The following is a 22,152-nucleotide window of genomic DNA, read 5'->3' on the forward strand; positions in this document are numbered from 1 at the left end:
CGTGGAGGTTTTGTCGGGGTGACCGACAAGGGTACGGGTTCGGCGTTCGCCGGGCTGGGACAGCGTGGGCTGGTCAACAGGATGCACGCGCAACTCGATGAGTTGCTGGCGGCCCGCGACCAGATGGAGCAATTGCTGCGCGTCTTCGTCGAGATCGGCTCCAATCTCGACCTCGACGCGACCTTGCACCGGATCATCGCCGCCGCCCGCGAGTTGACGGCCGCCCCGTACGGCGCCCTGGCCGTCCGCGATCCCGAGGGGAACCTGCTCTCGTTCGTGCACGAGGGCATGGACGCCGACACGGTCGAGTGCATCGGACACCTCCCGGTGGGCAAGGGGGTGCTCAGCGTGTCCCTCCTCGACGAGCAGGCGCTGCGGATGGACGACCTGACCACGCACTCCGCCGCCGTCGGGTTTCCCGAGCACCACCCGCCCATGCGGGCCTTTCTCGCGGTGCCGATCACCATCCGCGGGACGGTGTTCGGCAACCTCTACCTGACCCACGTCGGCCCCGATCGGGTGTTCTCCGAAGCCGACGAGGTCGCCGCGCGCGCGCTGGCCTATGCGGCCGCCGTGGCCATCGACAACGCCCAGCTCTTCGAACGCGAGCGCACAGCGACGAAGTGGATGGAGGCCAGCCGCGAGATCACCACCGCGCTGCTGTCCGGCGCGGCGCCGCACCGCCGGCCGCTGCAGATGATCGCCGAACGCGCGCTCGTGCTCACCGAGGCCGAGCAGGCGATCGTGCTGGTGCCCGCGGACGCCGACGTGCCCGACGACGAGGTCGCCACGCTGGTGGTGTCCGCCGCGGTGGGCATCAACGCCGCGGAGGTGCTCGGCCGGCGAGTTCCGGTGGACGGCTCCACAAGCGGCGCCGTCTTCCGCTCCGGCGAGCCGCTCATCACCGAGGCGCTGCGCTACCCGATCGAGGCATTCACCGACGTCGGGCAGCGTCCGGCGATCGTGATGCCGCTGCGCGCCCACGACAACGTCGCGGGCGTGATCGCGATCGCCCGCGCCGCCGACCAGCCGCCGTTCAGCGAGAGCTACCTCGACCTGATGAGCGACTTCGCCACGCACGCCGCCATGGCACTCGTGCTGGCGTCGGCCCGCGAGAATTCCCGGCAGCTCGCCATCCTCGCCGAGCGCGAGCGCATCGCCCACGACCTGCACGACCACGTCATCCAGCGGCTGTTCGCCGCGGGCATGGACCTGCAGGGCACGCTGGCCAGGTCGCGCTCCCCGGAGGTGGCCGACCGGCTCAACCGCACGCTCGACGACCTGCAGACCATCATCGAGGAGATCCGCACGACGATCTTCCAGCTCAAGGCCCCGCTGTCTAAGAACGGCGACTTCCGGCAGCGAATCCAGCGCGTGATCGCCGACCTGACCGAGAACCGGGACATCGTCACCACGGTCCGCATGCACGGGCCGATGACCGCCGTCGGCGGGGAGCTGGCCGAGCACGCCGAGGCCGTCACCGCCGAGGCGATCAGCAACGCGCTGCGCCACTCCGGCGCGTCACGGCTGACCGTGGACGTCAGCGCCGGCGACATGTTCACCCTCGACATCAGCGACAACGGCGCCGGCATTCCCGCCGGGAATTCGCGGCGCAGCGGGCTGGCCAACATGCAGTACCGCGCCGAACAGCTGGGCGGAAGCTGCGAGATCACCAACCAGCCCGAGGGCGGCGCACGGGTCCGCTGGATCGCCCCGCTCACCGATTACTGACCCCGGCCCCGCCCGGCGGCGTGACCAAAAGTCCAAACCAAGGGGTCCAACGGCCCTGCTGACCCGCACCGCGGTGGAATAGCGTCATCAGGGTGAGCGATCAGGCGGTCCAGCCCGTGGGGGAGTCGGTGACGACGGCCCGCTTGCTCGACGGACGCCTGGCGACGATGCGGTTCCTGCGCGAGGACGACGCCGACGCCGTCTACGCGCTCCATGACCAGCTGTCCGACCACGACCGCTACTTCCGGTTCTTCACGCTGCGTCCCGTCGGCCTGCGGGAGGTCGTCGGCGCGCTCACCGGGCAGGCCGACGGTGTCTGCGCCGTCGGCGCGTTCGACTCCGGCCGGCTCATCGGCGTCGCGCACTACACGGTCGGCGGCGCGGATCCGGAAACCGCCGAAGTCGCGGTCCTGGTGGCCCACGACGACCATTCGCGGGGCGTGGGCACGGCCCTGCTGAACCGCCTGACCGAGATCGCCCGATCGCACGGGGTCCGCCGCTTCGTCGCCGAGGTTCTGGGGGAGAACCATCTCATGCTGACCGTGTTCTCCGAGCTCGGGTGGCGGTGCTCGCCCACGGGCGAGTGCTCGGTGCGACACCTGGAATTTCAACTGTGCGAACAGGATTCATAGCGAGGAGTGGGACATGGCCGAAGGTGGTGGCAGACACGGGGTGCTGGTGTGCGTCGACGGGTCCGCGGCGTCGGACGCCGCCGTCGCCTGGGGCGCCCGCGAGGCGATCATGCACCGATTGCCCGTCACGCTGATGTACGCCGTCCCGCCGGTGGTCGTCGGCTGGCCGGTCGGCCAACTCTACGAGGAGATGCCGCAGTGGCAGAAAGACGATGCGCAGCAGGTCATGGATCGGGCGCGCAAGGCGGTGGCCGCCGCCTTGCGCGACGGTGAGTCACTCGAAATACGCACGGAGACAGTCTATTCCAGCGTCGCGCCGGCGCTGATCGCCGCGTCGGCGCAGGCGCGGATGGTCGTGACGGGCGCGCAGGGGCTGGGGCCGCTTGGCCGCCTGTTGCTGGGCTCGGTGACGACGGGCCTGGTTCATCACGCCCACTGCCCGGTGGCGGTGATCCACGCCGGCGCGGAGCCCGACCCCGGCGCGCCGGTGCTGCTGGGCATCGACGGCTCCCCGGCCTCGGAGGCCGCGACCGCGCTGGCCTTCGACGAGGCCTCCCGCCGGGGCGTCGGCCTGCTGGCGCTGCACGTGTGGAGCGACGTCGGGGTGTTCCCGGTCCTCGGCATGGATTGGCACGACCGCGAGAACGAGGGCCACGAAATCCTGGCCGAACGGCTGGCCGGCTGGCAGGAACAGTATCCCGACGTCCGCGTGGAGCGAATCCTGCACTGCGACAAGCCATCACACTGGCTGGTCACGGAGTCCGAGCGCGCCCAGCTGGTGGTGGTTGGCAGCCATGGCCGCGGCGGGTTTCCCGGCATGCTACTGGGATCCGTCAGCTCCGGCGTGGTCCAGGCCGCGCAGGTTCCCGTAATCGTCGTTCGCTGAGGAGGTTTCGTGATCGAGCTGCTGACGGACATGCCGCCGGGAGTGACCGGGATCCGGGTCTCGGGGCGCCTGCGCGGTGACGAACTGCGCGACATCAAGCCCACGGTGGAAGAGATGCTGAAGACCGGCGAGATCAGGATCGTGGAGGTCATCGCGTCCGACTACGAGGGCTTCGGGCCCGGCGGGTTGATCGAGGACCTCAAGCTGGGCTTCGGCACCGTCATGCCGCACCATTCGGCCTTCAGGCGGATCGCCGTGGTGTCCGACAAGGACTGGGTCGCCCACGTCCTGCACGCGCTGGCGTGGATGATCCCCGGCGAGATCGCCACCTTCGGGCTGGACGACCTCGAGCGCGCCAAGCAATGGGCGGCCGGATAGCGGTCAGCCGCGCACCACGAGCACCGAACAACCGGCGCGGCCTGACGAACGCTGAGCCGTCGGCCCCACGATCCGGGCGACCTTGTCGGCGTCGGCGCTGCCGACCACGGCGAGGCCGATGTGTTCGGTTGTGTGGGTGAGGAATTCGGCGGCCCCGTGCCGCGCGGGCGCCGGCATCACGTGGATGTCGGGGTACCGGGCCACCCACGGGCCGAGGCGGTCTTCGAGCTGGCGATAGGGAATTTCGCCCAGGCCCCAGCGCCACACGCCCATCGCCAGGATGGGCGCCGCGCGAAGCGCTGCTTCCCGGAACCCGTGTTCGAGCACCGCGTCGTTGCTCGAGGACCGGTCGACGACCACCGCCACCCACCCGGGTTCGGCGGCGGCCTCGCCGTCGGTGCGAAGGATCGCCACCGGGCAGTGCGCCCCGCGGGCCACGGCGTCGGCGGTCGAGCCGAGCACTTTGCGGGCCACCCGCCCGATGCCCACCGATCCGATGCAGACCATCGCCGCGCCCGCCGACTCGGCGATCAGCGCGCCCTCGGGCGTTCCGGGCACCATGGCGCATTCCACTTTGACCGGCTCGCCCAGGGCCTGTACCGCCGCGTCGGCGGCGCGCAGCGTCGTCTCGGCATACTCTCGTTCCAGGCCGGCACCGCCGTCGGTGGCGCGCTCGGGGACGGCCTGGACCAGTCGCAGCGGGGCGTTCCGGCTGACGGCCTCGGCGACCGCCCACTCGGCCGCCCGGAGGGCGGCGTCCGAACCGTCGATCCCCACCACGATCCGCTCCGCCCGTTGCGGATGGTTCATTCGCTTCCTCCCGGTCCGATGAGCCCGCTGCCGGCCCCGCACCCGAACTTTATTCGGCGTCCCGGCCCCCGGGCAGGGCCGTTTGGCCTCCCCTCCGCGGGCAAGGGTCACCAGGCTGCGATCACGCGACCTCGACGGTGTGCCCGGGCAGCACGTCGTGCAGGCGGCCGCGGCACTCGAGACGGATCGCCTCGGCGTTGCCGGCCTCGGAGGTCAGCGCGCCGGTCCGGCCGCGGATCTTGAGGTGCAACCGCTGGCCGCGGTAGACGAACGCGAACTCGATGGCGCCCAGCGCCTTCGGCCAGTGCGGAGCCAGGACGAGCCGGTCGTCGCGGGTTTCCAGGCCGGTGAAGCACCGTTGCAGCACGTCGATGCTGCCCGCCATCGCGGCCAGGTGGATGCCCTCCGACGTGGTTCCGCCCTGGATGTCGACGATGTCGGAGGCGAGCACCTGCACGAAGTACTTCATGGCGTGGTGCCGGTTGGCGCGCGCGATGACCCATGAATGCACCAGCGAGCTGAGCGTCGATCCGTCCGACGTGCGCGCCAGGTAGTAGTCGACCGTCTTCGGGATCTGCTCCGGCGGGAAGCGATAACCGAGCCGACCGAACAGGCCCAGCAGCTCCTCGGACGACAGCAGATAGAAGAGCATCAGCGCGTCGGCCTGCTTCGACGCCCGGTAATTGTTCACGCTGTCGTTCTCGGCCTCCAGGATCCGGTCGAGGCGCTGGATGTTGCCGTACCGCTGCCGATATCCCTCCCAATCCAATTCGGCCAGATCGCAATAGCCTTCGAACTGGCTGATCACACCGTCGTGGAAGGGGACGAACATCTTGCGGGTCACGTGATCCCAGCGGTCGAGCTCGTCGGGCGCGAGGTCGACCCTCGCGACCAGGTCGAGCCGTTCCCGCAGCGGCAGCAGGTCCAGGGCGTCCATCGCCCGCATGATCACCCACACCGCCATCACGTTGGTGTAGGCGTTGTTGTCGATGCCGTCGTACTCCTTGCCCGGGTAGCCCGAGTGGAATTCGTCGGGTCCGATGATCCCGCGGATCGTGTAGCGGCCGCGGCTGTCGTCGAAGGTGGCCAGCCCCACCCAGAACCGGGCGATCTCCACCAGCATCTCGGCGCCGTAGTCGATGAGGAACTGGCGGTCGCCGGTCACCTGGTAGTGCTGCCACGCGTTGTAGGCGATGGCCAGGCCGACGTGGTGGGCGCGCGCGCTGGCGTCCGGGTTCCACCGGCCCGACTGCGGGTTGAGGTGCAGCTCCTGGCTGACCTCGCGGCCGTCGCTGCCCGACTGCCACGGATACATCGCGCCCAGGTAGCCCGCGCGGCGGGCGGCGCGGCGCGCCGCGGGAAGCCGGCGGTACCGGTAGAGCAGCAGCGACCGCGACACGTTAGGCATGCGGAAGTTCAGCACCGGCGAGACGAACAGCGAATCCCAGAAGACGTGCCCGCGGTAGGCCTCGCCGTGCAGGCCGCGCGCCGGAACGCCGGCGTCCAGCTCGGCGGTGTGCGGCGAAATCGTCTGCAGCAGATGGGCGAAGTGCAGCCGCAGCACCCGCACCGCGTCCACGTTGTCGGCCAGGCCGATGTCGCATTGCTCCCACAGCCGCGCCCACGCCCGGGCGTGCTGACGGTGCAGTTCGGTGTAGCGGCCGGCCGCGTCGAGCTGCTGCAGCGCGGCGCTCGCGGGTTCGGAGATGGCCGGGTCCCGGCCGGTGAAGATCGTCGCCACCTTCTCGCACGTGACCGCACCGCCCTCCGGCAGCTCCACCCGGATGTCGTGGCCGCCCCGGTTGACCTCGTGCACCGCGGCGTACTCGGCTTCCGCCGGCTGGGTGGCCGGTTCGCCGCCCGGCGCACCCCCGGTCCACACGGTGGTGCGCGCGGCCACCGCGATCGCGATGTGGGACTGCGACGTCCGGGTCCGCAGGAGCACCGTGTCGGGCGCCACATCCTCGACCACCGACGCGGTGAGGTGGGTGCTGGACAGGGACCGGTAGCGCTCCACCATGGTGTTCTGCACGGTTGCATCCAGCAATGACCTGAATTCGACCGTGCCCGACCAGTTCTCGGCCGCGATCCTGGTCCGCATGGCGAGCGTGTGCGGGTCGCGCATGGACGCGAACCGTTGCTGCGTCACCGCCGTGATCCGCCCGCACCGGTCCCGGAACCGCAGTCTGCGAGTCAGAGTCGCGTCCCGCAGGTCGAAGGTCTGCCGATAGAACAGCAACTCGGCGTCGTCGACGTGGAACCAGGGCCCGCCGTCGATGCGGAACGTCAGCGATAGCCAGTTCGGCAGGTTGACCAGGCTCTCGTTCGCGATGGTCCGGCCCGCGACCTTATCGGTCAGCTCGTTGTAGACCCCCGCGGCGTAGGTGCCCGGGTAGTGCGACTCGCACGCCACCGCCTCCGGCGCGCAGCCCCGGGTGGCGACGTAGCCGTTGCCCACGGTGCACAGCGATTCGCGCAGCCGCTCGTATTCCGGGTCGTAGCCCTCGTAGACCAGCTCCCAGGTGTCGCGGGGCTTGGCCGCCTCGTCTTTGAGGTCGCGCGCCAGCCGCGTGACGAATTCGCAGACCGCGGCGGGGCTGTCCAGGCTCAGCAGCGCGGCGGAATGCCGGTCACCGTCCTCGCGATGGTGCACGACGATGCCGACCCCGTCGAAATGGATTGCTCCGAAGGCGTCTTCGTCGGTGATGTCGTCGCCGATGTAGATCGGCAACATCGCCCGGAGATCGGGCGTGGCGGCCCCGACCCGGTCGAGCAGCCAGTTGAGCGCTTTGCCCTTGTCCCAGTCGACGTCCGGGCGCAGCTCGACGATCTTGCGGCCGGTGGTGACCCGCAGCCCCGCGGATCGCCCGAGCCGGCGCACCGCGGCGACCACGGTGTCGACCCGTCGGGGATCCGCGTTGCGGTAGTGAATGGCCACGGCAAACCGCTTGTGCTCCACCACGATTCCCGGCACATCGCGCAGTTCGGCCACCAGCCGCTCGGCGGCGCGCGCCAACGTGGCGGTGGCCCCGGCGGCGGCCTCGTTCTCGTGGTGGGTGCCGTCCGGTGCGGCGAGCTCGAAGCCGTGGCTGCCGGCATACCACAGGCCGTCGACCTTCACCCGGTCGCGGACGTCGCCCAGGTCGCGGCCGCTGATCACCGCGACGGGGCACTGCGCGGCCAGCTCCGCCAGCGCCTGCGCCGCGCCGTCCACCAGGGTGGCGGCGTCGGGCCGCTCGACGATGTCGGACAGGGTGCCGTCGAAGTCGAGGAACACCACCGGCCTTCGCGTGCCCGCCAATTCCTTGAGCTGGCTGTAGACCTGCAGCGCGTCGGCGATCGTGGACATCGCGGCGCCCACCTTCCGCACCGTGATCTCCCCGAGGTCGGCGACGACCGTGTCGGCCCCGCAAGCCAGCAGCCCGTCCCCGCCCCCGTTGCGCTCGACCCCGACGACGAGGCGGAATCCGCCGTCGCGGCCGGCGGCGAGCCCCGCCTCGTCGCACCCGACGACCACGCAGCGCACCGGCCGCACGCCCAGCCGGGACATCGCTTCGGTCAGGGCGTCCGCGTCCGCCGTGCCCGCACCGTCGACGACCGCGCCGACCAGATCGGAGAGCCCCGCCGCCGCCAGCACGCTCGCGCAGTCACCGGCGGGCGAGTACACCGCGGTGGCGATGCCGGCGTCGCGCAGGCGCCGCAACAGCGGGACGGTCGAATCGCGGATCTCCACCGCCGTAGTCCGGGGGCCGTCGGACGCGACCTTGCCGACCACGCTGCACAGCTTGAAGATGACCGCATCGTGGTATCGGCGGTCGATGGTCGCGGGCCGTTCGGTCATATTTTCGACGATGGGCCACCGCGCGCGCGCCGGTCAATACAACCGGGCGCAGCGGGGTCCGATGACCATGCGGTTGGGGACTTAAGCCTCATGATCGGCGATGATCGTCCCAATAGCGTTTGTCCTGACGGAGGGAGAACGCACATGTCCGCACCGATGAACCGCCACGGCATCATCGTCGGGGTCGACGGCTCGGGGGCGTCGAACGCGGCGGCCTGTTGGGCGGCCCGCGAGGCGGCGATGCGGCACGTGCCGTTGACCGTCGCGCACATGGTCAACGCCATCGTGCCGCAGGTGCCGCAGCTGCCGGTGTCCGCCGGTGTCGCGGTCTGGCAGCAGGAGCAGGGCCGGGAGATTCTCGAGCGGGCGGTCAAGATCGCCGAAGACGCCGTCGATCACCCGATCGACGTCAAGAGCGCGCTGACGTGCTCCCCGCCCGTGCCGACGCTGGTCGAGATGTCCGACGAGGCCGAGATGCTGGTCGTCGGCAGCAGCGGCCGCGGGGCGGTGGCGAGGGCGCTGCTCGGCTCGGTGAGCTCGAGCGTGGTGCGCAGCGCGCGGTGCCCGGTCGCGGTGATCCGCGACGAGGACCCGCTGATGCCGCACCCGCAGCAGGCCCCGGTGCTGGTGGGCGTCGACGGCTCGCCCGCCTCCGAGCTCGCGACGGCCCTCGCGTTCGACGAGGCGTCCCGGCGCGGCGTCGAACTGATCGCGCTGCACGCGTGGAGCGACATCGAGGTCGTCGAACTCCCCGGCCTGGACTGGTCGTCGGTGAAGTCGGAGGCCGAGCGCAGCCTGGCCGAGCAGCTGGCCGGCTGGCAGGAACGCTATCCCGACGTCACGGTGCACCGGCTCGTCGTGTGCGACCAGCCGGCGCGGCAGCTGATCGAGAAGTCGGAATCGGCGCAGCTGACCGTCGTGGGCAGCCACGGCCGGGGCGGCCTGAGCGGCATGCTGCTGGGTTCGGTGAGCAACGCCGTGGTCCACGCGGTCCGGATGCCGGTGATCGTCGCGCGGCCGTCCTAGGGTCGCGCCGCCGCCGTGCCGTATCTCGATCTGCACGAAACCCACACGGGCGTGGTCATTCTCGCCGGCGACCGCGCCTACAAAGCCAAGAAGCCGGTGCTGACCGACTTCCTCGACTTCCGCACGCCGCAGCAGCGCGAGCGCGCCTGCCGCCGGGAGGTCGAGCTCAACAGCCGGCTCTCGCCCGAGAGCTACCTCGGCGTCGCCCACCTCACCGATCCGGCGGGCGGACCGGCCGAGCCGGTCGTGGTGATGCGGCGCTACCGCGACGAGGACCGCCTGGCGTACCTGGTGGCCCACAACACCGACGAGTCCGTCCAGCGCGTGCTGGACGCGGTCGCGGCCGTGCTGGCACGCTTTCACGAACGCGCCGAGCGCGGCGAGCGGATCGACGCCCAGGGCGAGGCCGCCGCGATCGAGGGCCGCTGGCGGGAGAACCTGATCGAATTGCAACGCTATGCGGCCCAATCGATTCCGGGCGTAACTGAAGGCGAGGTAGCCCAACTGCGGCGCCTGGTGGCCCAGTTCGTCGCCGGGCGCGCGCCGCTGTTCGCGCGGCGCGTCCGCGAGGGACGCATCGTCGACGGGCACGGCGACCTGCTCGCCGACGACATCTTCTGGGTGGGCGGCACCCCGGCGCTGCTGGACTGCCTGGAGTTCGACGACCGGCTGCGCCACGTCGACTGCATCGACGACGCCGCCTTCCTCGCGATGGACCTGGAGTTCCTGGGCCGCAAGGACTTCGGCGACTACTTCCTGCAGCGCTACGCCGAGCACGCGGGTTGGGCGGGGCCGCCGGCGCTGTCCGACTTCTACATCGCCTACCGGGCCGGCGTGCGGGCGAAAGTGGACTGCGTCCGGGTCACCCAGGGCAATCCCGGGGCGTCGGACGACGCCGCCCGCCACCTGGCCATCGCCACCCGGCACCTGCAGAGCGGGACCGTTCGGCTGGCGCTCGTCGGTGGCAACCCGGGCACCGGGAAGTCCACCGTGGCGCGGGGACTGGCAGAATCCTTTGGGGCGCAGTTGATCTCCACCGACGACGTGCGCCGGGAGCTTCGCGACTCCGGCGCCATCGCCGGTGCGCCCGGCGTGCTGAACGCCGGACTGTACAGCCCCGACCAGGTCGCGGTGGTCTACGAGACCACCCTGCGCCGCGCGCGGCAGTTGCTGGGTGAGGGGCATTCGGTGATCCTCGACGGCACCTGGCGCGACCCGGGGACGCGCGACCAGGCCCGCCGGCTGGCCGCCGAGACGCACTCGGCGCTGGTCGAATTCGTCTGCTCGGCGACGGCGGAGGTGGCGGCCGACCGGATCAAGACCAGGCCCGCGGGCAATTCGGAGGTGACCCCCCAGATCGCCGCCGCCCTGGCCGCCGCGCGCGCCGACTGGGACGGCGCGCACCGGATCGACACCTCCCGCAGCCCCGAACTCGTCGCACGCGAGGCGCGCGACCTCTGGCGGCGCGCGACGTAGCGGACGTCAGGAGGTTCCAACGTCCCGGACGTCGGGGACCAACGGCCCTGCCCGCACCCGCCGCAGCGGGCATACAGTTTGCCTCACCCACATCGACGAAATGGTGGAGATGGACGCGAAAGTGCCGACCGAACAGGTCATCCGGGACGCGTTGACGCTCGCGTGCCGCGCACCTTCGCTGCACAACAGCCAGCCCTGGCGGTGGGTGGCCGACGGCACGCGGCTGCACCTGTGGGCCGACCCGCGCCACGCGATGCACGCCACCGACCACACCGGCCGGGAACTGATCCTGAGCTGCGGTGCGGTCCTCGACCACCTGCGGGTCGCCATGGCCGCCGCCGGCTGGGAAAGCGTCACCGAACGGCTCCCCACCGAGGGCAGACCCGATCACCTGGCGAGTGTGGGCTTTTTGCCCGTTCAGAACGTGACGGCGCAGAGCAGGCTGCGGGCCGACGCGATCCGCCGCCGTCGCACCGACCGGTTGCCCCTGGGCGCACCGACCGCGTGGCCCACGCTGCATTCGGTCCTGAGCCGCGCGGTGACCCCGTACGACGTGTCGCTGGACGTGGTCGACGACGACGAGCGGCCCCGGCTGGCCGAGGCCTCGCGGCTCACCGAGCAGCTGCGCCGCAGCGACACCTCCTATCTGACCGAATTGCGTTGGTGGACATCGCCCTTCGAGACGAACGCCGACCACGTGCCCGAAAGCGCCCTGCTGTCCAGTTCGGAGGCCGCGCGCGTCGACGTGGCCCGCCGTCCGGTGGCCGACGTCCTCGAGATCCGTGGGTGACCGATATGCCAAGGAGGCGCCATCGATGACTCGGCACTGGCTGGTGATGGAGACAACCGGGGAAACGGCCGGGGGAGGCGGCGAGGCGCCCTTCGTCGCGCGAGTGGCGGCCGCCGGCCGGCATCTGCCCGGCACCCACCTGACGACCGACGAGCTCATGGCGTCCACCCGCCACCGCACCCACATCGACCTGGAACGGCTGACCGGGATCCGCGAACGCCGCGTCTCGGTGGGCGACGAGGATTCCTACACCCTGGCCAGCTCGGCGGCGCTGAACTGCCTGGCCACCGCGCAGCAGGACCCGGCGGCCCTGGACGTGGTGATCAGCTGCAGCATCACCAAGTTCCGCGACGGGCTGACGCAGTGGCTCGAGCCGACCATGAGCAGCGCCGTGGCGCGCGGGATCGGGGCGACCAATGCGATGACGTTCGACGTGTCCAACGCGTGCGCCGGAATGCTCACGGGCGTAACGATTTTGAACAACTGGATCCGCCAGGGCGTCGTCGAGCGCGGCCTGGTGGTCAGCGGCGAATACATCTCGCAGCTTTCCAACAACGCCGCCCGGCACATCCGCAACATCATGAGCAAGGAGCTCGCCTGCCTGACCCTCGGCGACGCCGGCGCGGCGCTGCTGCTCGAGCGGGCGCCGGCCGGGTCGGCGGGCATCGCCCTGGCCGGCTTCACCACGGTCGCCGACTACAGCCGGCTCTGCCTCGCGTATCCGGAGGGGGATGACCCGGGGGCGCGGATGTTCACCAACTCGCGCGCCATCCAGAAGGCCGCCATCGCCGACACGCCCTTGCTGTTGAGCGAAGTGCTTGACACCGTGGGGCTTTCGATCCACGACATCGACCACGTGATCACCCACCAGACGTCGGCGCGCGCCATCCGCAAGGGCATGGCCCGGATGTCGGAGGTGTTCGGCGACAGCCCCCGCCACGACGCGGTGATCACCGTCGACCGCTACGGAAACACGGCCTCGACGACCCACACGGTCGCGCTGGTCGAGGAACTCGAGGCCGGGCGGATCAAGCCGGGCGAGCGGATCGCGTTGCTGGCGTTGGCCTCCGGACTGGAGATCGGTGTGGTCTTGTTGACCCTGGACGAGGATGTGGTGAGCCGCTATGGGCACGGTGATTGATCGGATCGACGTCTCGCATCCGCGGTTGCGGGGCCGTCACAGCGCGCTGCACCTGGCCGTCGTCGCCGCCAAGGATTGCCTGAAGCGGGCCGGGTGCGACGCCTCGGAGCTGGACCTCGTCGTCAACGCCGGCATCTACCGCGACCGCAACCTCGGTGAGCCGGCGCTCGCCGCGCTGATCCAGGACGACATCGGCGCCAACCCCGAGGACCCGCACGCGGGCGCCCACGGCACCTTCTCCTTCGACATCGCCAACGGCACCTGCGGGCTGCTGACCGCGCTGCAGATCGTCGACGGCTTCATGCGCAGCCGCGCCATCCGGCGCGCGCTGGTGGTCGCCAGCGACGCCGACCCCGGGCACGGGATGAGCGAGCACTTCCCGTTCTCGCCCGCCGGCGCGGCGATGCTGTGCGGCTGGTCCGACGACGACGACGGCCTCAGCCGGGTCTCGTGGGTGAACGACCCGAGTGAGGCCGGCGACGAAACCTTCTGCGCCACGGTCGGTTTCGCCGACTCCCGCAACGTCCTGCGCTTCTCGGAGTCGGCGGCGACCGACGAGCGGTTCGCCGCGGCGGCCGCGCGCGCGGTGTCGGCGTGCCTTGCCGAGCAGTCCGTGCGGCTGTCCGACGTCGACGCGATCGTCGCCGCCCCCGCCCGGCCGGGATACACCAAGCGGCGCAACGAATTTCTGCTGCGCCGGCTCGTCGCCAAGCGCGCCGTCGCCCTGGTCACCGGCCGGCCCGCGGACACCGCGACGCTGTCGGGCATCGAGATCCGCAACGTCGCCGACGGCGCCCCCTACGCGTGCGCGGGCGGCGCCCCCCTGGACCTCGGCGTGTCGATCAGCGACCGCGCCGGGTGGGCGGTGTGCGTGACGTCCCCCCCGGCCGGGCGGGCCGGGCTCCTGCCGGTCGGCTGCGACCTGGAGCTGGTCGAGCCGCGTTCGCCGGGTTTCGTCGGCGACTTCTTCACCGCCGCCGAGCAACGCCTGGTCGGCTCGCGCGCGGCCGGCGAGGAACGGGACGCGATGGCGAACCTGATCTGGTCGGCGAAGGAGAGCGCGCTCAAGGTGCTCGGCACCGGGCTGCGCCGCGACACCCACAGCCTCGAGGTCGATCCCGGCGCACCGCGCGACGACGGCTGGGGCGCGCTGAGGGTGCGCTGCGCCGACGGTGCAGTTTTCCCCGGCTGGTGGCGCCGCGACGGCCGGTTCGTGCTGACCGTCGCGACCCGCGAACCCGGCCCGGCGCCGGTCGCGCTCGGCGACCCCGGCGCCCTGTCCCGCGCGCAGCCCAGGGACTCGTGGCTCACGCAGCCGCTGACCCACTAACCCAGTGACAGGCCCCGTTCGAGGGCGTCGATGACGTAGGGCCGCAGCGCCTCGGCGCTGATGATCCGGTCCACCGAGCCCACCGCGAGCGCCCGCTGCACGGTGTGGATCCGGTCGAACTCTTCGGCGACCTCGCTGAGTTTGGCCGCCCGCACCGCCGCGGTGACCTCGGCGAGCCGGGCGGCCAAACTCAGCGAGGTCGCCGAAGAGTTCGACCGGATCGCGCACGCGTCGGCCAGCGTGGGCGCCCAGTACTGGCCCTGCCCGTTGGGGCCCATGATCCGGTCGAAGCCGCCGATGCCGAAGTTGTCCTCGGCCGACACGCCGCCGGAGTAGTCGAGCGCCTGCTTGCCGGTCAGCACCATCGCGCTGGCGGGGGTCATCACGAGGATGCCGCGGGTGTGCATCAGCATGGTCGCCTCGGCGTTCCAATACGGCTGGGCGCCCACGTTCACCCCGGTGACGACGATGTTCACCTCGCCGCCGCGCTGGGTGAACTCGATCAGGCGGCGCAACACCGCGCCGATCCAGTCCATGTTCTCCGTCCCGCTGTCCATCGCGATCTTCGCGCCCGAGGACAGCGTGAACCATTCGACCGGCACCCCCATCCGCTCGGCCAGGTCCAGCGCCGCGACGATCCGCCGGCACTCCGGCTCGGCGATGTTGCCCAGCCCGCGGGTCGGGTCGCCGAACAGCGCCACCCGGGTCATGCCCTCGGGCACCTTCTCGGTGTTGTTGCGCAGCAGGCCGAGCACGACGTTGGCGGTGTTGCGGCCATACGGCCGCGACACGGGCGCGAGGTGGCCGTCTTCGTCGAGGTCGTGCTCGGTGAACTCGCCGGTGGGGAAGCGGGCCACCGCCTCGGGCGGCGGGGTCAGCATCCGCACGATCTCGTACGGGTAGGGCGCACCGATCCGGTTGGCGCGCAACAACTTCTGCCGGTACGGCGTCAAGGACCGGACGGGTTCTGCGCCGAGCGGGCGTTCCCGCACCGTCACGCCCTCGCCCAGGCCCTCCACGTCCAGGACGCGTTCGCGGCCGTCGGGGAACCGCACGCGCAGCACGAGCTTCTCCAGCGCCGCGCCGATCGCCAGCGGTGCCGACGACCGGGCCAGCGCCGTCCAGGCGTCGCGGGGCACGTTCCACGGCGGCCGGACGTAGAGGACGATCCGGTTGGCCGCGGGCCGGTTCCGGGCGTCGAACGTGGCCAGCGCCTCCCACATCGCCGACAGGGCAAGCGATCCCATCAGTTCCAGCCGCGGATAGCGCAGCGTGCCGTCGGCCGCCGAAACCGGCGTCAGGTCCCGCACCTCGGCGAGCGCGAACAGCCGGTGGTCCGCGGGATTGTCGCGCGCCACGCCGTGGAACACGTACACGTCCTCCGCCGACCGCAGCCGGCGCAGGGTGAAGTTCGCCAGCCGCCACAGGTCCAGCCGCTTGGCCAGCATCGGGTGCAGGTTGCGGTAGAGGGGATCCTCGACGAACCGGCCGTCCTGCGGGCGCAACGTGAAGTGATGGGTGCGGAAACGCTCCGGCGTCGCTCCCTCGACGGTCGTCACCGTCAGGTCAAGCCGGTGCAGCGGACCGCCGAAATCGCAGTCCGCCAAGAGCTTTTCGGCCTCGACGAGGATGGCTTCCTCGTCCGAGGGGTCGTCTGGGCCCTCGTCCGAGGCCGCGCCGTGGCGCCACAGCGCCAGGTCCACCACCGCGTCCGGCCCGGCGCCGGCGCCGCCCAGATGGTCGGCGATGGCACCGGACAGGTCCGGCAACTCCTCCAGCGGGGCGTACGCGGTGACGAGGTGGACGGGCCGGCCCTCGTGGTCGTAGTCGGCGACGCCGAGCATCCAGCGCGGGCTCTCGCCCTGGCGATGCCGGGTGAGCCACCGATAGACGCCGAACAGGATCAGCGCCGAGCCAAAAAACACCCGTAGCCAGGACGCCCAGGTCGGCGGCGACTTGTGCAGCCCGCCCAGCAGATCCGAGGCCCCGGCGAACAGGCCGGTGAGGGCGGCCAGGCTGAGCACCCAGCCGCCGAGGAACGCCATCCCGGTCGGCCTCGGACGGGGCGCGTGGAGGACCAGCACCGCCGGGATGACCGTGATCGGTGAGGTGGCGATCACCAACCCCAGCGCGAAGAGCCGAGCCAGCAGCGTGCCCCAACTTGCGTTCACGGGCAGCATCATCGCATTCCCCGGCTAATGCTTCCTGCGCAACGTCCAGGCCGGCACCCAGTGCGTCACGGTCCTGCGCTTGGCGCCGTAGGCGACGGGGTAGGTGACCAACCCCCACCAGTCGCCCTGCTCGCAGATGCCCCAGCAGCTCAGCCTGCCCTCGACGACCTTGTGCAGCTGCAGCCCGTTGGGCTGGTAGCGCCCCGAACGGTGGGGCTGGCGCGGAAACAGCACGGTCAGGTCGACCAACACCGTGATCGGCGGGCGCACCACCCGAAACGGGCTGCGGACCGGCTGGCCGTTGTACCCGATCGACGCGAGGTCGCCCATTGGTCGATCATAGGACGGGTTCGATCATACGTTCGAATGGCAGCATGGCGGTGTGCTTCGCGGCGGCCTGCGGACGGTGCCAAGACAGGCGCTGGACCCGCTGATCGTCGGGGTGCTGGCCGCCGCGGTCAGCCTGGTCGGCGCCGGTCGCCCCTCCTTCTGGTACGACGAGGCCGCGACGATCTCGGCGTCCTACAGCCGATCGCTCGGCCAGTTGTGGCAGATGCTGGGCAACGTCGACGCCGTCCACGGCCTGTACTACCTGCTGATGCACGGCTGGTTTCAGATCTTCCCCCCCACCGAGTTCTTCTCGCGGCTGCCCAGCGGCCTTGCCGTCGGCGGCGCGGCGGCCGGCGTGGTGGTGCTGGCCAGGCAGTTCTCGACGCGCACCGCCGCGCTGTGCTCAGGCGCCGTGTGCGCGATCCTGCCGCGCACCACCTGGGCCGGCATCGAAGCGCGCCCGTACGCCCTGTCGATGCTTGCCGCGGTGTGGCTCACAGTGCTGCTGGTGCGCGCCGCCCGCCGCGACACCGCGGGGTCGTGGTTCGGCTACGGGGTGGCCGCCGTCGCCTCGATCCTGGTCGACGCCTACCTGGTGCTGATGCCCGCCGCGTACCTGGTCTTCCTGTGCGCCCACCTGCGCATCCGGCGGGTCCTGGTGCGCTTCGCCGCCGCGTCGGCGCTGGCGGTGGCCGCGCTGACGCCGTTCTTGGTCACAGCCGCCGGCCAGGCGCACCAGATCAAATGGGTTCCGCCGATCGGCGGCCGCACACCCGAGGACGTGGCGGTCCAGCAGTATTTCGAACGATGCCCGCCGTTCGCCGTCCTGTCGGCCGTGGTGATCGCCGGCGCGATCGCGGTGTGGCTGAAGCGATGGGGACACCCGGGCGGGGGCGATCGGCAGTTGCTGACCATCGCGGTGGCGTGGATGGCGATCCCGACCGCCGTCATCGTCGGCTGGTCGGCGCTGCTGCACCCGATCTACACGCCGCGCTACCTGTCCTTCACGGCTCCGGCGATGGCGCTCGTCCTGGGCGTCGCCACCGCCACGGTGGCCGTCAGGCCGTGGGTGGCCGCCGGGCTGGTCGGCGTGTTCGCCATTGCGGCGATCCCCAACTACATTGCGGTGCAACGCAATCCGTACGCCAAGTACGGCATGGACTACAGCCAGGTGGCCGATCTGATCGCCGCGGAGGCGGCGCCCGGCGACTGCCTGCTGGTGAACGACACGGTGACCTTCATGCCCGCACCCATGCGCCCGTTGCTCGCGGCGCGCCCCGACGCGTACCGCAAACTGGTCGACCTCACCCTGTGGCAGCGCGCCACCGACCGCCGCGACGTCTTCGACACCAACCTCATCCCCGAGGTCGTCGCAGCGCCGCTGAGCCACTGCCGGGTGGTCTGGATCATCACCCAGGCCGACAGCTCGGTGCCCGCCCACGAGCAGGGCGTGGCGCTCCCGCCCGGCCCCGCCTACGGGGCGACCCCCGCCTTCGCCGTTCCCCATGACCTCGGCTTCCGCCTGGTCGAGCGCTGGCAGTTCAGCCTGGTTCAGGTCATCAAAGCGGTGCGATAGCGCTCACCAGATGCGCAGGTAGTCCACCAGCATGTCCGCCGGGTAGGTGGCCCCGGCGGGATCGCCGGCGCCCACGCCACCGACCGCGAGCGTGAACATCGGGGTCATCCAATAGCCCGGGGCGTTGAACGGCCACCGGAAGTCGTCGGGAGCGCCGCCATGGACGTGGATCGGCTTGTTGGGAACGGTGAAGTACGTTGCGCCGTCGCGCGCAAACTCGAAGCCCTCTTCACCCCAATGCATCCGCCACGTGTGCCAGTCGCCGTCCACCATCCCGGGAATCGACTTGCCCTCCCAGGTCTTCCCGTTGGACGCCGCGTGCACCGTCGTACCCGGGGGCCACGAGCCGTTGCCGTACCACTCGAAGAGGTCGACCTCGCCGTCGGGCAGCGGGTCCTCGTTGACACCCCAGAACGCCGACCAAAGGCCCGGCTCCAGACAGTTCAGCTTGATCCGCGCTTCCCAGGTCTGGTTGATCATGCTGCGGAAATTGCCCCGCACTTTGGCGCCGTAGTAGGTGTCCCCCTCCTGAGTGGCGCGCAACACCAGGTTGGAATTGCCATCCTGGAACACGTTCCGGCGGTCGTCGCGATAGATCCCCGCGACCGGCGGGAAGACGTCGTCCTGCCAGGTCTGCACCGTCCACTTGCCCGGGTCCGGAGCCGAGCCCGCCGGGCCGTCGAACTCGTCGTCGAAGATGTAGGGCCCGCCCGGCCCGGCCGACGGCGGTGCCTGCGGCGCCGACGGGGCCGCCCAGGCCCCCGGCAGACGCATCGCGGCCCCCAGCATGCCGACCCCCGTCATCAACAACATGCTGCGACGATCCATTACAACCACCAATCCATTAACCAAGTTCTGACGACCTGGCCAAATACCCCTCGACGACTATCGCAAACGGTTTTATGAAACCACGGGCCCGGGGTCGGCCGCATTCCGACACTCGGTGGCGGGGTCGACGGCCATCCGGCGGCCACTATCAATTTGGTTGACATCTCGGCGCCCAGTGGTATCAAGGAAATTGATACTTTGAGGAAAGGAACGGCGACGATGCACGGTGGATTTTTCGGAGGCCCCGGCGGCCCCGGTTTCGGCGGTCCGGGATTCGGCGGACCGGGCTTCGGTGGCGGCTGGGCTGACCGGGGTCAAAGAGGTTGGGGCCAAGGTGGTTTCGGCGGCCCCGGCAAGGGTGGGTTCGGCCCGGGTGGTCGCCACGGCATGAAGCGGGCGGCGTTCATGACCGCGGCCCTGTTGCTCGACGGGCCGGCCGACGCCGGCCAGGTGGTTCAGCGGGTGTCCGACGCCACCGAGGGTGCGTTCACACCTCCGCAGGACATGGCCGAGCTTGCGATCGGACTGCTCGCCGGCCGGGGCATGGTCACGGTCGACAACGGCGTGGTGACACTGACCGAACTCGGCCGCAACCTGCTGGCCTGGCGCGGCGTCAGCAGCGAGACCGCGCACGCCTTCCTGGGGCGGGCGGCCAAGTGGGGCGACGCCTTGAAGATCCGCAGGGAACTCTTCGAGATGGCCCGGCTGGCCCGCACCATCACCTGGACCGGCACTGACGAGCAGAAACAGCAGCTCGCCGAGGCGCAGACCAAGGTCCTCGAGGCCGTGACGGAGGCGAAGAAGGCGCTCTACCGGGTGCTGGGAGAGGGCTAGGCGCTGCGGGTCGCCACCATCGGGTTAACCGCAGGCCGGTTCGCTGAGCTTGACCAGCATCTTGCCGATATTGGCCCCGGTGAACAGCCCGTTGAGGGCGTCGACGCACGATTCGATGCCCTCGAAGACAGTTTCGCGGTGCCTGATCTTGCCCTCGCTCTCCCACTGGCGCAGCGCGGCGAACGCCTCGTCGAAACGGCCCCAGTCGTCGAGGGCGTTGAAGCCCTGCATCAGCGCGGTCTTGGACAGCAGGTTCACGTAGTTGGCCGGTCCGGGGTGCTCTCCGCTGAGGTAGCTGGAGATGACACCGCAGAGCACCACCCGGGCTTTGCTGGCCAGGCGGCCCAGCACGGCGTCGAGGATGGGGCCGCCGACGTTGTCGAAGTAGACGTCGACGCGGCGCGGGCAGTGCTCCTTGAGCGCGGCGTTCAGGTCGTCGGTCTTGTAGTCGATGCACGCGTCGAACCCGAAGTCCTCGACCACCGCCCGGCACTTCTCGGGCCCGCCCGCGATGCCCACCACCCGCGCGCCGAAGATCTTGGCGATCTGGCCGGCCACCGACCCGGTCGCGCCCGCGGCGGCCGACACCACCACGGTCTCCCCCGGCTGCGGCCGCCCGATGTCCATCATGCCGATGTAGGCGGTGGCGCCGGTCGGGCCGTACACCGACATCACGGCGCGCTGATCGACCTTCTCGCTGCGCGGATACGGGGTGCAGAACACGTCGTCGCGCACCAGCACGTACTCCTGGAAGCCGCTGAGCGTGGTGACCACGTCGCCGACCTCGTAGGCCGGGCAGCGGGACGCCACCACCTCGCCGATCCCGGCCGCCCGGATCACCTCGCCGAGCTGCACCGGCGGCAGGTAGCCCTGCTGGTCGTTCAGCCAGGTGCGGACGGCGGCGTCGAGCCCCACATAGGTGGTGCGGACCAGCGCCTCGCCCTCGGCCGGTTCCGGCGCCGGCTCGGTGATCAGCTCCGTATCCCCGGGCTGGACGAGGCCCGTCGGGCGGCGACGGAGCACGATCTGGCGGTTCGGCAAGTCGGACACGATGCAGAACCTACCCATTCCCACGGTCCGGTGGGAGCATCTCTGCATGCAATCGCAGGACGACCCCGAGGAGCGCATCCGGGAACTCGAGCGACCCCTGGCCGACACGGCGCGGGCCTCCGAACTGGGCGGCCCGCTGCCGCCCGCGGCGCCGTATCCTCCCCCGCCGACCCCGCCCCCGGGCTCTCCCCCGCCCACGTCGCCGGGGGCCTCGTGGACCTATGGCGGCGGCCCCTTCATGGGCCCGCCGCCGCGAACGTCGGGCAACCGCACGTGGTGGATCCTGGGCACGGTCATCGTCGTCGGCATGCTCGCGCTGGCCGGCGGCATCGCCGCCTTCGCCGCCCACCAGTTCTCGGGCGTGCGATCGATCATCGAGTCACCGCCGACCGGGGGCGTCAGCGCGCCGCCGAGCTCCCCGAGCAGGACCAAGACCACCAGTCCATCGGGGTCGCAGACGTCGCCGACGCCGGGCGCCAGGATCAGCGTCTCGGGCATCAACGAGAACCGCACGATCGCCTGCAACGACAACGTCGTCAGCGTCAGCGGCGTCTCCAACACGGTGGAGATCACCGGTCACTGCGTGCGGATCAGCGTGTCCGGCGTGCAGAACGCCATCACCGTCGATTCCGTCGACACCGTCGAGGCCTCCGGCTTCAACAACAAGGTCACCTACCATTCGGGCGCGCCGAAGGTCAGCAACTCCGGCGGCTCGAACGTGGTGCAGCAGGGCTAGTTACGACGGCTGCTCGGGCGACTCGTCCGAATCGTCGTCGAGGACGCTGACCGCGATCCCGTACGGCAAGAACCGCACCTTGCGCTTGGGGTCGACGTTGTTCTTGTTCGCCCGCAGCGCATCCAGCTCGGTCGCGTACACCTGCTCGACCCGGGCGCCGCCGTCGGAGTCCACCGTGTAGATCGCCCACACGCCGTCGCCGGCCTCGCCGGTCGTCTCCGGCGCCGGGCGGGGCCGGTCCTCGAAGATCGACGACCACCCCGATCGGGCGCCGGGCGTGGCGACGAACCTGCCGATCCGCTCGAACACGTCGCGCAGCCCCTCGCTGCCTTCCCTGATCACGCGATCGAATTCGTCGGGATCGAATCCGAAAGCACCGTATTCGCCCACGCGACCTCCTTGCCCTCAGCAGTCTTTTCCAGTGTGCGCCCGGCCCGGCCCGTGTGCCACGGCCTCAGGGCGCCGGTGCCGGCGGTGGGGGCGCCGGCGGGGTGATCGGGATCGGCACGGTGACGAACGGGAAGTGCAGGTACATCGTCATCGGCGGCTGGCGGGGCACAGCCGGCGCCGCGGGGGGGGGCGCGGG

At 70.8% G+C, this 22,152-nt stretch carries 18 protein-coding genes and 4 pseudogenes; 13 read left to right on the forward strand and 9 right to left on the reverse strand.

Going from position 1 to position 22,152, the window contains the following annotated elements:
• Positions 1-81 precede the first annotated feature (81 nt).
• The 4 genes from BN971_RS17110 (at position 82) to BN971_RS17125 (ending at position 3,627) form a co-directional block, all read left to right on the forward strand.
• The gene (locus BN971_RS17110; protein ID WP_085180943.1) at positions 82-1,731 is read left to right on the forward strand and encodes a sensor histidine kinase; all 1,650 of its coding nucleotides are present in this window, start codon (positions 82-84) and stop codon (positions 1,729-1,731) included.
• Positions 1,732-1,823: 92 nt separating this feature from the next.
• Positions 1,824-2,363 carry a GNAT family N-acetyltransferase gene (locus tag BN971_RS17115; protein ID WP_085180906.1) on the forward strand — a complete coding sequence of 180 codons (540 nt, stop codon included), beginning with the start codon at positions 1,824-1,826 and terminating at the stop codon, positions 2,361-2,363.
• Between the two features lie 13 nt (positions 2,364-2,376).
• Positions 2,377-3,249 carry a universal stress protein gene (locus BN971_RS17120; RefSeq protein WP_085180907.1) on the forward strand — a complete coding sequence of 291 codons (873 nt, stop codon included), beginning with the start codon at positions 2,377-2,379 and terminating at the stop codon, positions 3,247-3,249.
• A gap of 9 nt (positions 3,250-3,258) precedes the next feature.
• Entirely contained in the window at positions 3,259-3,627 is a 369-nt protein-coding gene (locus tag BN971_RS17125; protein ID WP_085180908.1) for a SpoIIAA family protein, read from the forward strand.
• A gap of 3 nt (positions 3,628-3,630) precedes the next feature.
• On the opposite strand, the gene BN971_RS17130 is transcribed toward BN971_RS17125, so the two are convergent.
• Both BN971_RS17130 and otsB read right to left on the reverse strand, forming a co-directional pair.
• Positions 3,631-4,437 (reverse strand): universal stress protein, encoded by an 807-nt coding sequence (locus tag BN971_RS17130; protein ID WP_085180909.1) that lies wholly within the window; start codon positions 4,435-4,437, stop codon positions 3,631-3,633.
• A 121-nt stretch (positions 4,438-4,558) separates the two neighbouring features.
• Positions 4,559-8,278 (reverse strand): trehalose-phosphatase, encoded by a 3,720-nt coding sequence (gene otsB, locus BN971_RS17135; RefSeq protein WP_085180910.1) that lies wholly within the window; start codon positions 8,276-8,278, stop codon positions 4,559-4,561.
• A gap of 144 nt (positions 8,279-8,422) precedes the next feature.
• Between otsB and BN971_RS17140 the strand changes: the two genes are divergently transcribed.
• From BN971_RS17140 to BN971_RS25920, 6 genes and pseudogenes are all read left to right on the forward strand, one after another.
• Positions 8,423-9,304, forward strand: a complete 882-nt coding sequence (locus BN971_RS17140) for a universal stress protein (protein WP_085180911.1) — start codon at positions 8,423-8,425, stop codon at positions 9,302-9,304.
• A gap of 15 nt (positions 9,305-9,319) precedes the next feature.
• Positions 9,320-10,780 carry a bifunctional aminoglycoside phosphotransferase/ATP-binding protein gene (locus BN971_RS17145; protein ID WP_090350355.1) on the forward strand — a complete coding sequence of 487 codons (1,461 nt, stop codon included), beginning with the start codon at positions 9,320-9,322 and terminating at the stop codon, positions 10,778-10,780.
• Between the two features lie 109 nt (positions 10,781-10,889).
• Positions 10,890-11,570 carry an Acg family FMN-binding oxidoreductase gene (locus BN971_RS17150; RefSeq protein WP_211704217.1) on the forward strand — a complete coding sequence of 227 codons (681 nt, stop codon included), beginning with the start codon at positions 10,890-10,892 and terminating at the stop codon, positions 11,568-11,570.
• Between the two features lie 25 nt (positions 11,571-11,595).
• A complete protein-coding gene (locus tag BN971_RS17155) occupies positions 11,596-12,711 on the forward strand; it encodes a 3-oxoacyl-ACP synthase III family protein (RefSeq protein ID WP_085180945.1) in 1,116 nt (371 codons plus the stop codon).
• A pseudogene (locus tag BN971_RS25915) lies at positions 12,695-13,402 on the forward strand (3-oxoacyl-ACP synthase); the annotation flags it as partial. The gene BN971_RS17155 and the pseudogene BN971_RS25915, both read left to right, overlap by 17 nt.
• Positions 13,403-13,582: 180 nt before the next feature.
• Positions 13,583-14,041: a 4'-phosphopantetheinyl transferase family protein gene (locus BN971_RS25920; protein WP_249262745.1), complete on the forward strand. Its 459-nt coding sequence runs from the start codon at positions 13,583-13,585 to the stop codon at positions 14,039-14,041.
• Positions 14,042-14,268: 227 nt separating this feature from the next.
• Here the strand turns inward: BN971_RS25920 and BN971_RS26725 are convergent.
• The 4 genes and pseudogenes from BN971_RS26725 to BN971_RS17170 all read right to left on the reverse strand — a co-directional run.
• Positions 14,269-14,880 (reverse strand): annotated as a pseudogene (locus tag BN971_RS26725) (carboxyl transferase domain-containing protein); the annotation flags it as partial.
• Between the two features lie 474 nt (positions 14,881-15,354).
• A pseudogene (locus BN971_RS26730) lies at positions 15,355-15,885 on the reverse strand (hypothetical protein); the annotation flags it as partial.
• Positions 15,871-16,212 (reverse strand): annotated as a pseudogene (locus BN971_RS25925) (GAP family protein); the annotation flags it as partial. The pseudogenes BN971_RS26730 and BN971_RS25925, both read right to left, overlap by 15 nt.
• A 24-nt stretch (positions 16,213-16,236) precedes the next feature.
• Positions 16,237-16,542: a hypothetical protein gene (locus BN971_RS17170; RefSeq protein ID WP_085182877.1), complete on the reverse strand. Its 306-nt coding sequence runs from the start codon at positions 16,540-16,542 to the stop codon at positions 16,237-16,239.
• 52 nt (positions 16,543-16,594) lie between these two features.
• On the opposite strand from BN971_RS17170, the gene BN971_RS17175 reads away from it, so the two are divergent.
• Positions 16,595-18,118: a glycosyltransferase family 39 protein gene (locus BN971_RS17175; protein ID WP_245837028.1), complete on the forward strand. Its 1,524-nt coding sequence runs from the start codon at positions 16,595-16,597 to the stop codon at positions 18,116-18,118.
• A gap of 3 nt (positions 18,119-18,121) precedes the next feature.
• Here the strand turns inward: BN971_RS17175 and BN971_RS17180 are convergent, their stop codons facing one another.
• A complete protein-coding gene (locus tag BN971_RS17180) occupies positions 18,122-18,946 on the reverse strand; it encodes a glycoside hydrolase family 16 protein (protein WP_085182876.1) in 825 nt (274 codons plus the stop codon).
• A gap of 219 nt (positions 18,947-19,165) precedes the next feature.
• Here BN971_RS17180 and BN971_RS17185 point away from each other — a divergent pair, with 219 nt between their 5' ends.
• A complete protein-coding gene (locus BN971_RS17185) occupies positions 19,166-19,780 on the forward strand; it encodes a hypothetical protein (RefSeq protein ID WP_085182875.1) in 615 nt (204 codons plus the stop codon).
• Between the two features lie 24 nt (positions 19,781-19,804).
• On the opposite strand, the gene BN971_RS17190 is transcribed toward BN971_RS17185, so the two are convergent.
• Positions 19,805-20,830: an NADP-dependent oxidoreductase gene (locus tag BN971_RS17190; protein WP_085182881.1), complete on the reverse strand. Its 1,026-nt coding sequence runs from the start codon at positions 20,828-20,830 to the stop codon at positions 19,805-19,807.
• Positions 20,831-20,876: 46 nt separating this feature from the next.
• Here BN971_RS17190 and BN971_RS17195 point away from each other — a divergent pair, with 46 nt between their 5' ends.
• Positions 20,877-21,566: a DUF3060 domain-containing protein gene (locus BN971_RS17195; RefSeq protein WP_085182874.1), complete on the forward strand. Its 690-nt coding sequence runs from the start codon at positions 20,877-20,879 to the stop codon at positions 21,564-21,566.
• On the opposite strand, the gene BN971_RS17200 is transcribed toward BN971_RS17195, so the two are convergent.
• The gene (locus BN971_RS17200) at positions 21,567-21,956 is read right to left on the reverse strand and encodes a hypothetical protein (protein WP_085182873.1); all 390 of its coding nucleotides are present in this window, start codon (positions 21,954-21,956) and stop codon (positions 21,567-21,569) included. It abuts the gene before it with no gap.
• Between the last annotated feature and the right edge of the window lie 196 nt (positions 21,957-22,152).

It is taken from the genome of Mycobacterium bohemicum DSM 44277 (assembly GCF_001053185.1).
Lineage (GTDB): Bacteria > Actinomycetota > Actinomycetes > Mycobacteriales > Mycobacteriaceae > Mycobacterium > Mycobacterium bohemicum.

Excerpts from the sequence above, each read along its gene's own strand:
- BN971_RS17110 (WP_085180943.1), top strand. The coding sequence starts at position 82 with ATGCACGCGCAACTCGATGAGTTGCTGGCGGCCCGCGACCAGATGGAG.
- BN971_RS17120 (WP_085180907.1), top strand. The coding sequence starts at position 2,377 with ATGGCCGAAGGTGGTGGCAGACACGGGGTGCTGGTGTGCGTCGACGGG.
- BN971_RS17130 (WP_085180909.1), bottom strand. The coding sequence starts at position 4,437 with ATGAACCATCCGCAACGGGCGGAGCGGATCGTGGTGGGGATCGACGGT.
- otsB (WP_085180910.1), bottom strand. The coding sequence starts at position 8,278 with ATGACCGAACGGCCCGCGACCATCGACCGCCGATACCACGATGCGGTC.
- BN971_RS17140 (WP_085180911.1), top strand. The coding sequence starts at position 8,423 with ATGTCCGCACCGATGAACCGCCACGGCATCATCGTCGGGGTCGACGGC.
- BN971_RS17150 (WP_211704217.1), top strand. The coding sequence starts at position 10,890 with ATGGACGCGAAAGTGCCGACCGAACAGGTCATCCGGGACGCGTTGACG.
- BN971_RS17155 (WP_085180945.1), top strand. The coding sequence starts at position 11,596 with ATGACTCGGCACTGGCTGGTGATGGAGACAACCGGGGAAACGGCCGGG.
- BN971_RS17170 (WP_085182877.1), bottom strand. The coding sequence starts at position 16,542 with ATGGGCGACCTCGCGTCGATCGGGTACAACGGCCAGCCGGTCCGCAGC.
- BN971_RS17180 (WP_085182876.1), bottom strand. The coding sequence starts at position 18,946 with ATGGATCGTCGCAGCATGTTGTTGATGACGGGGGTCGGCATGCTGGGG.
- BN971_RS17185 (WP_085182875.1), top strand. The coding sequence starts at position 19,166 with ATGCACGGTGGATTTTTCGGAGGCCCCGGCGGCCCCGGTTTCGGCGGT.
- BN971_RS17195 (WP_085182874.1), top strand. The coding sequence starts at position 20,877 with ATGCAATCGCAGGACGACCCCGAGGAGCGCATCCGGGAACTCGAGCGA.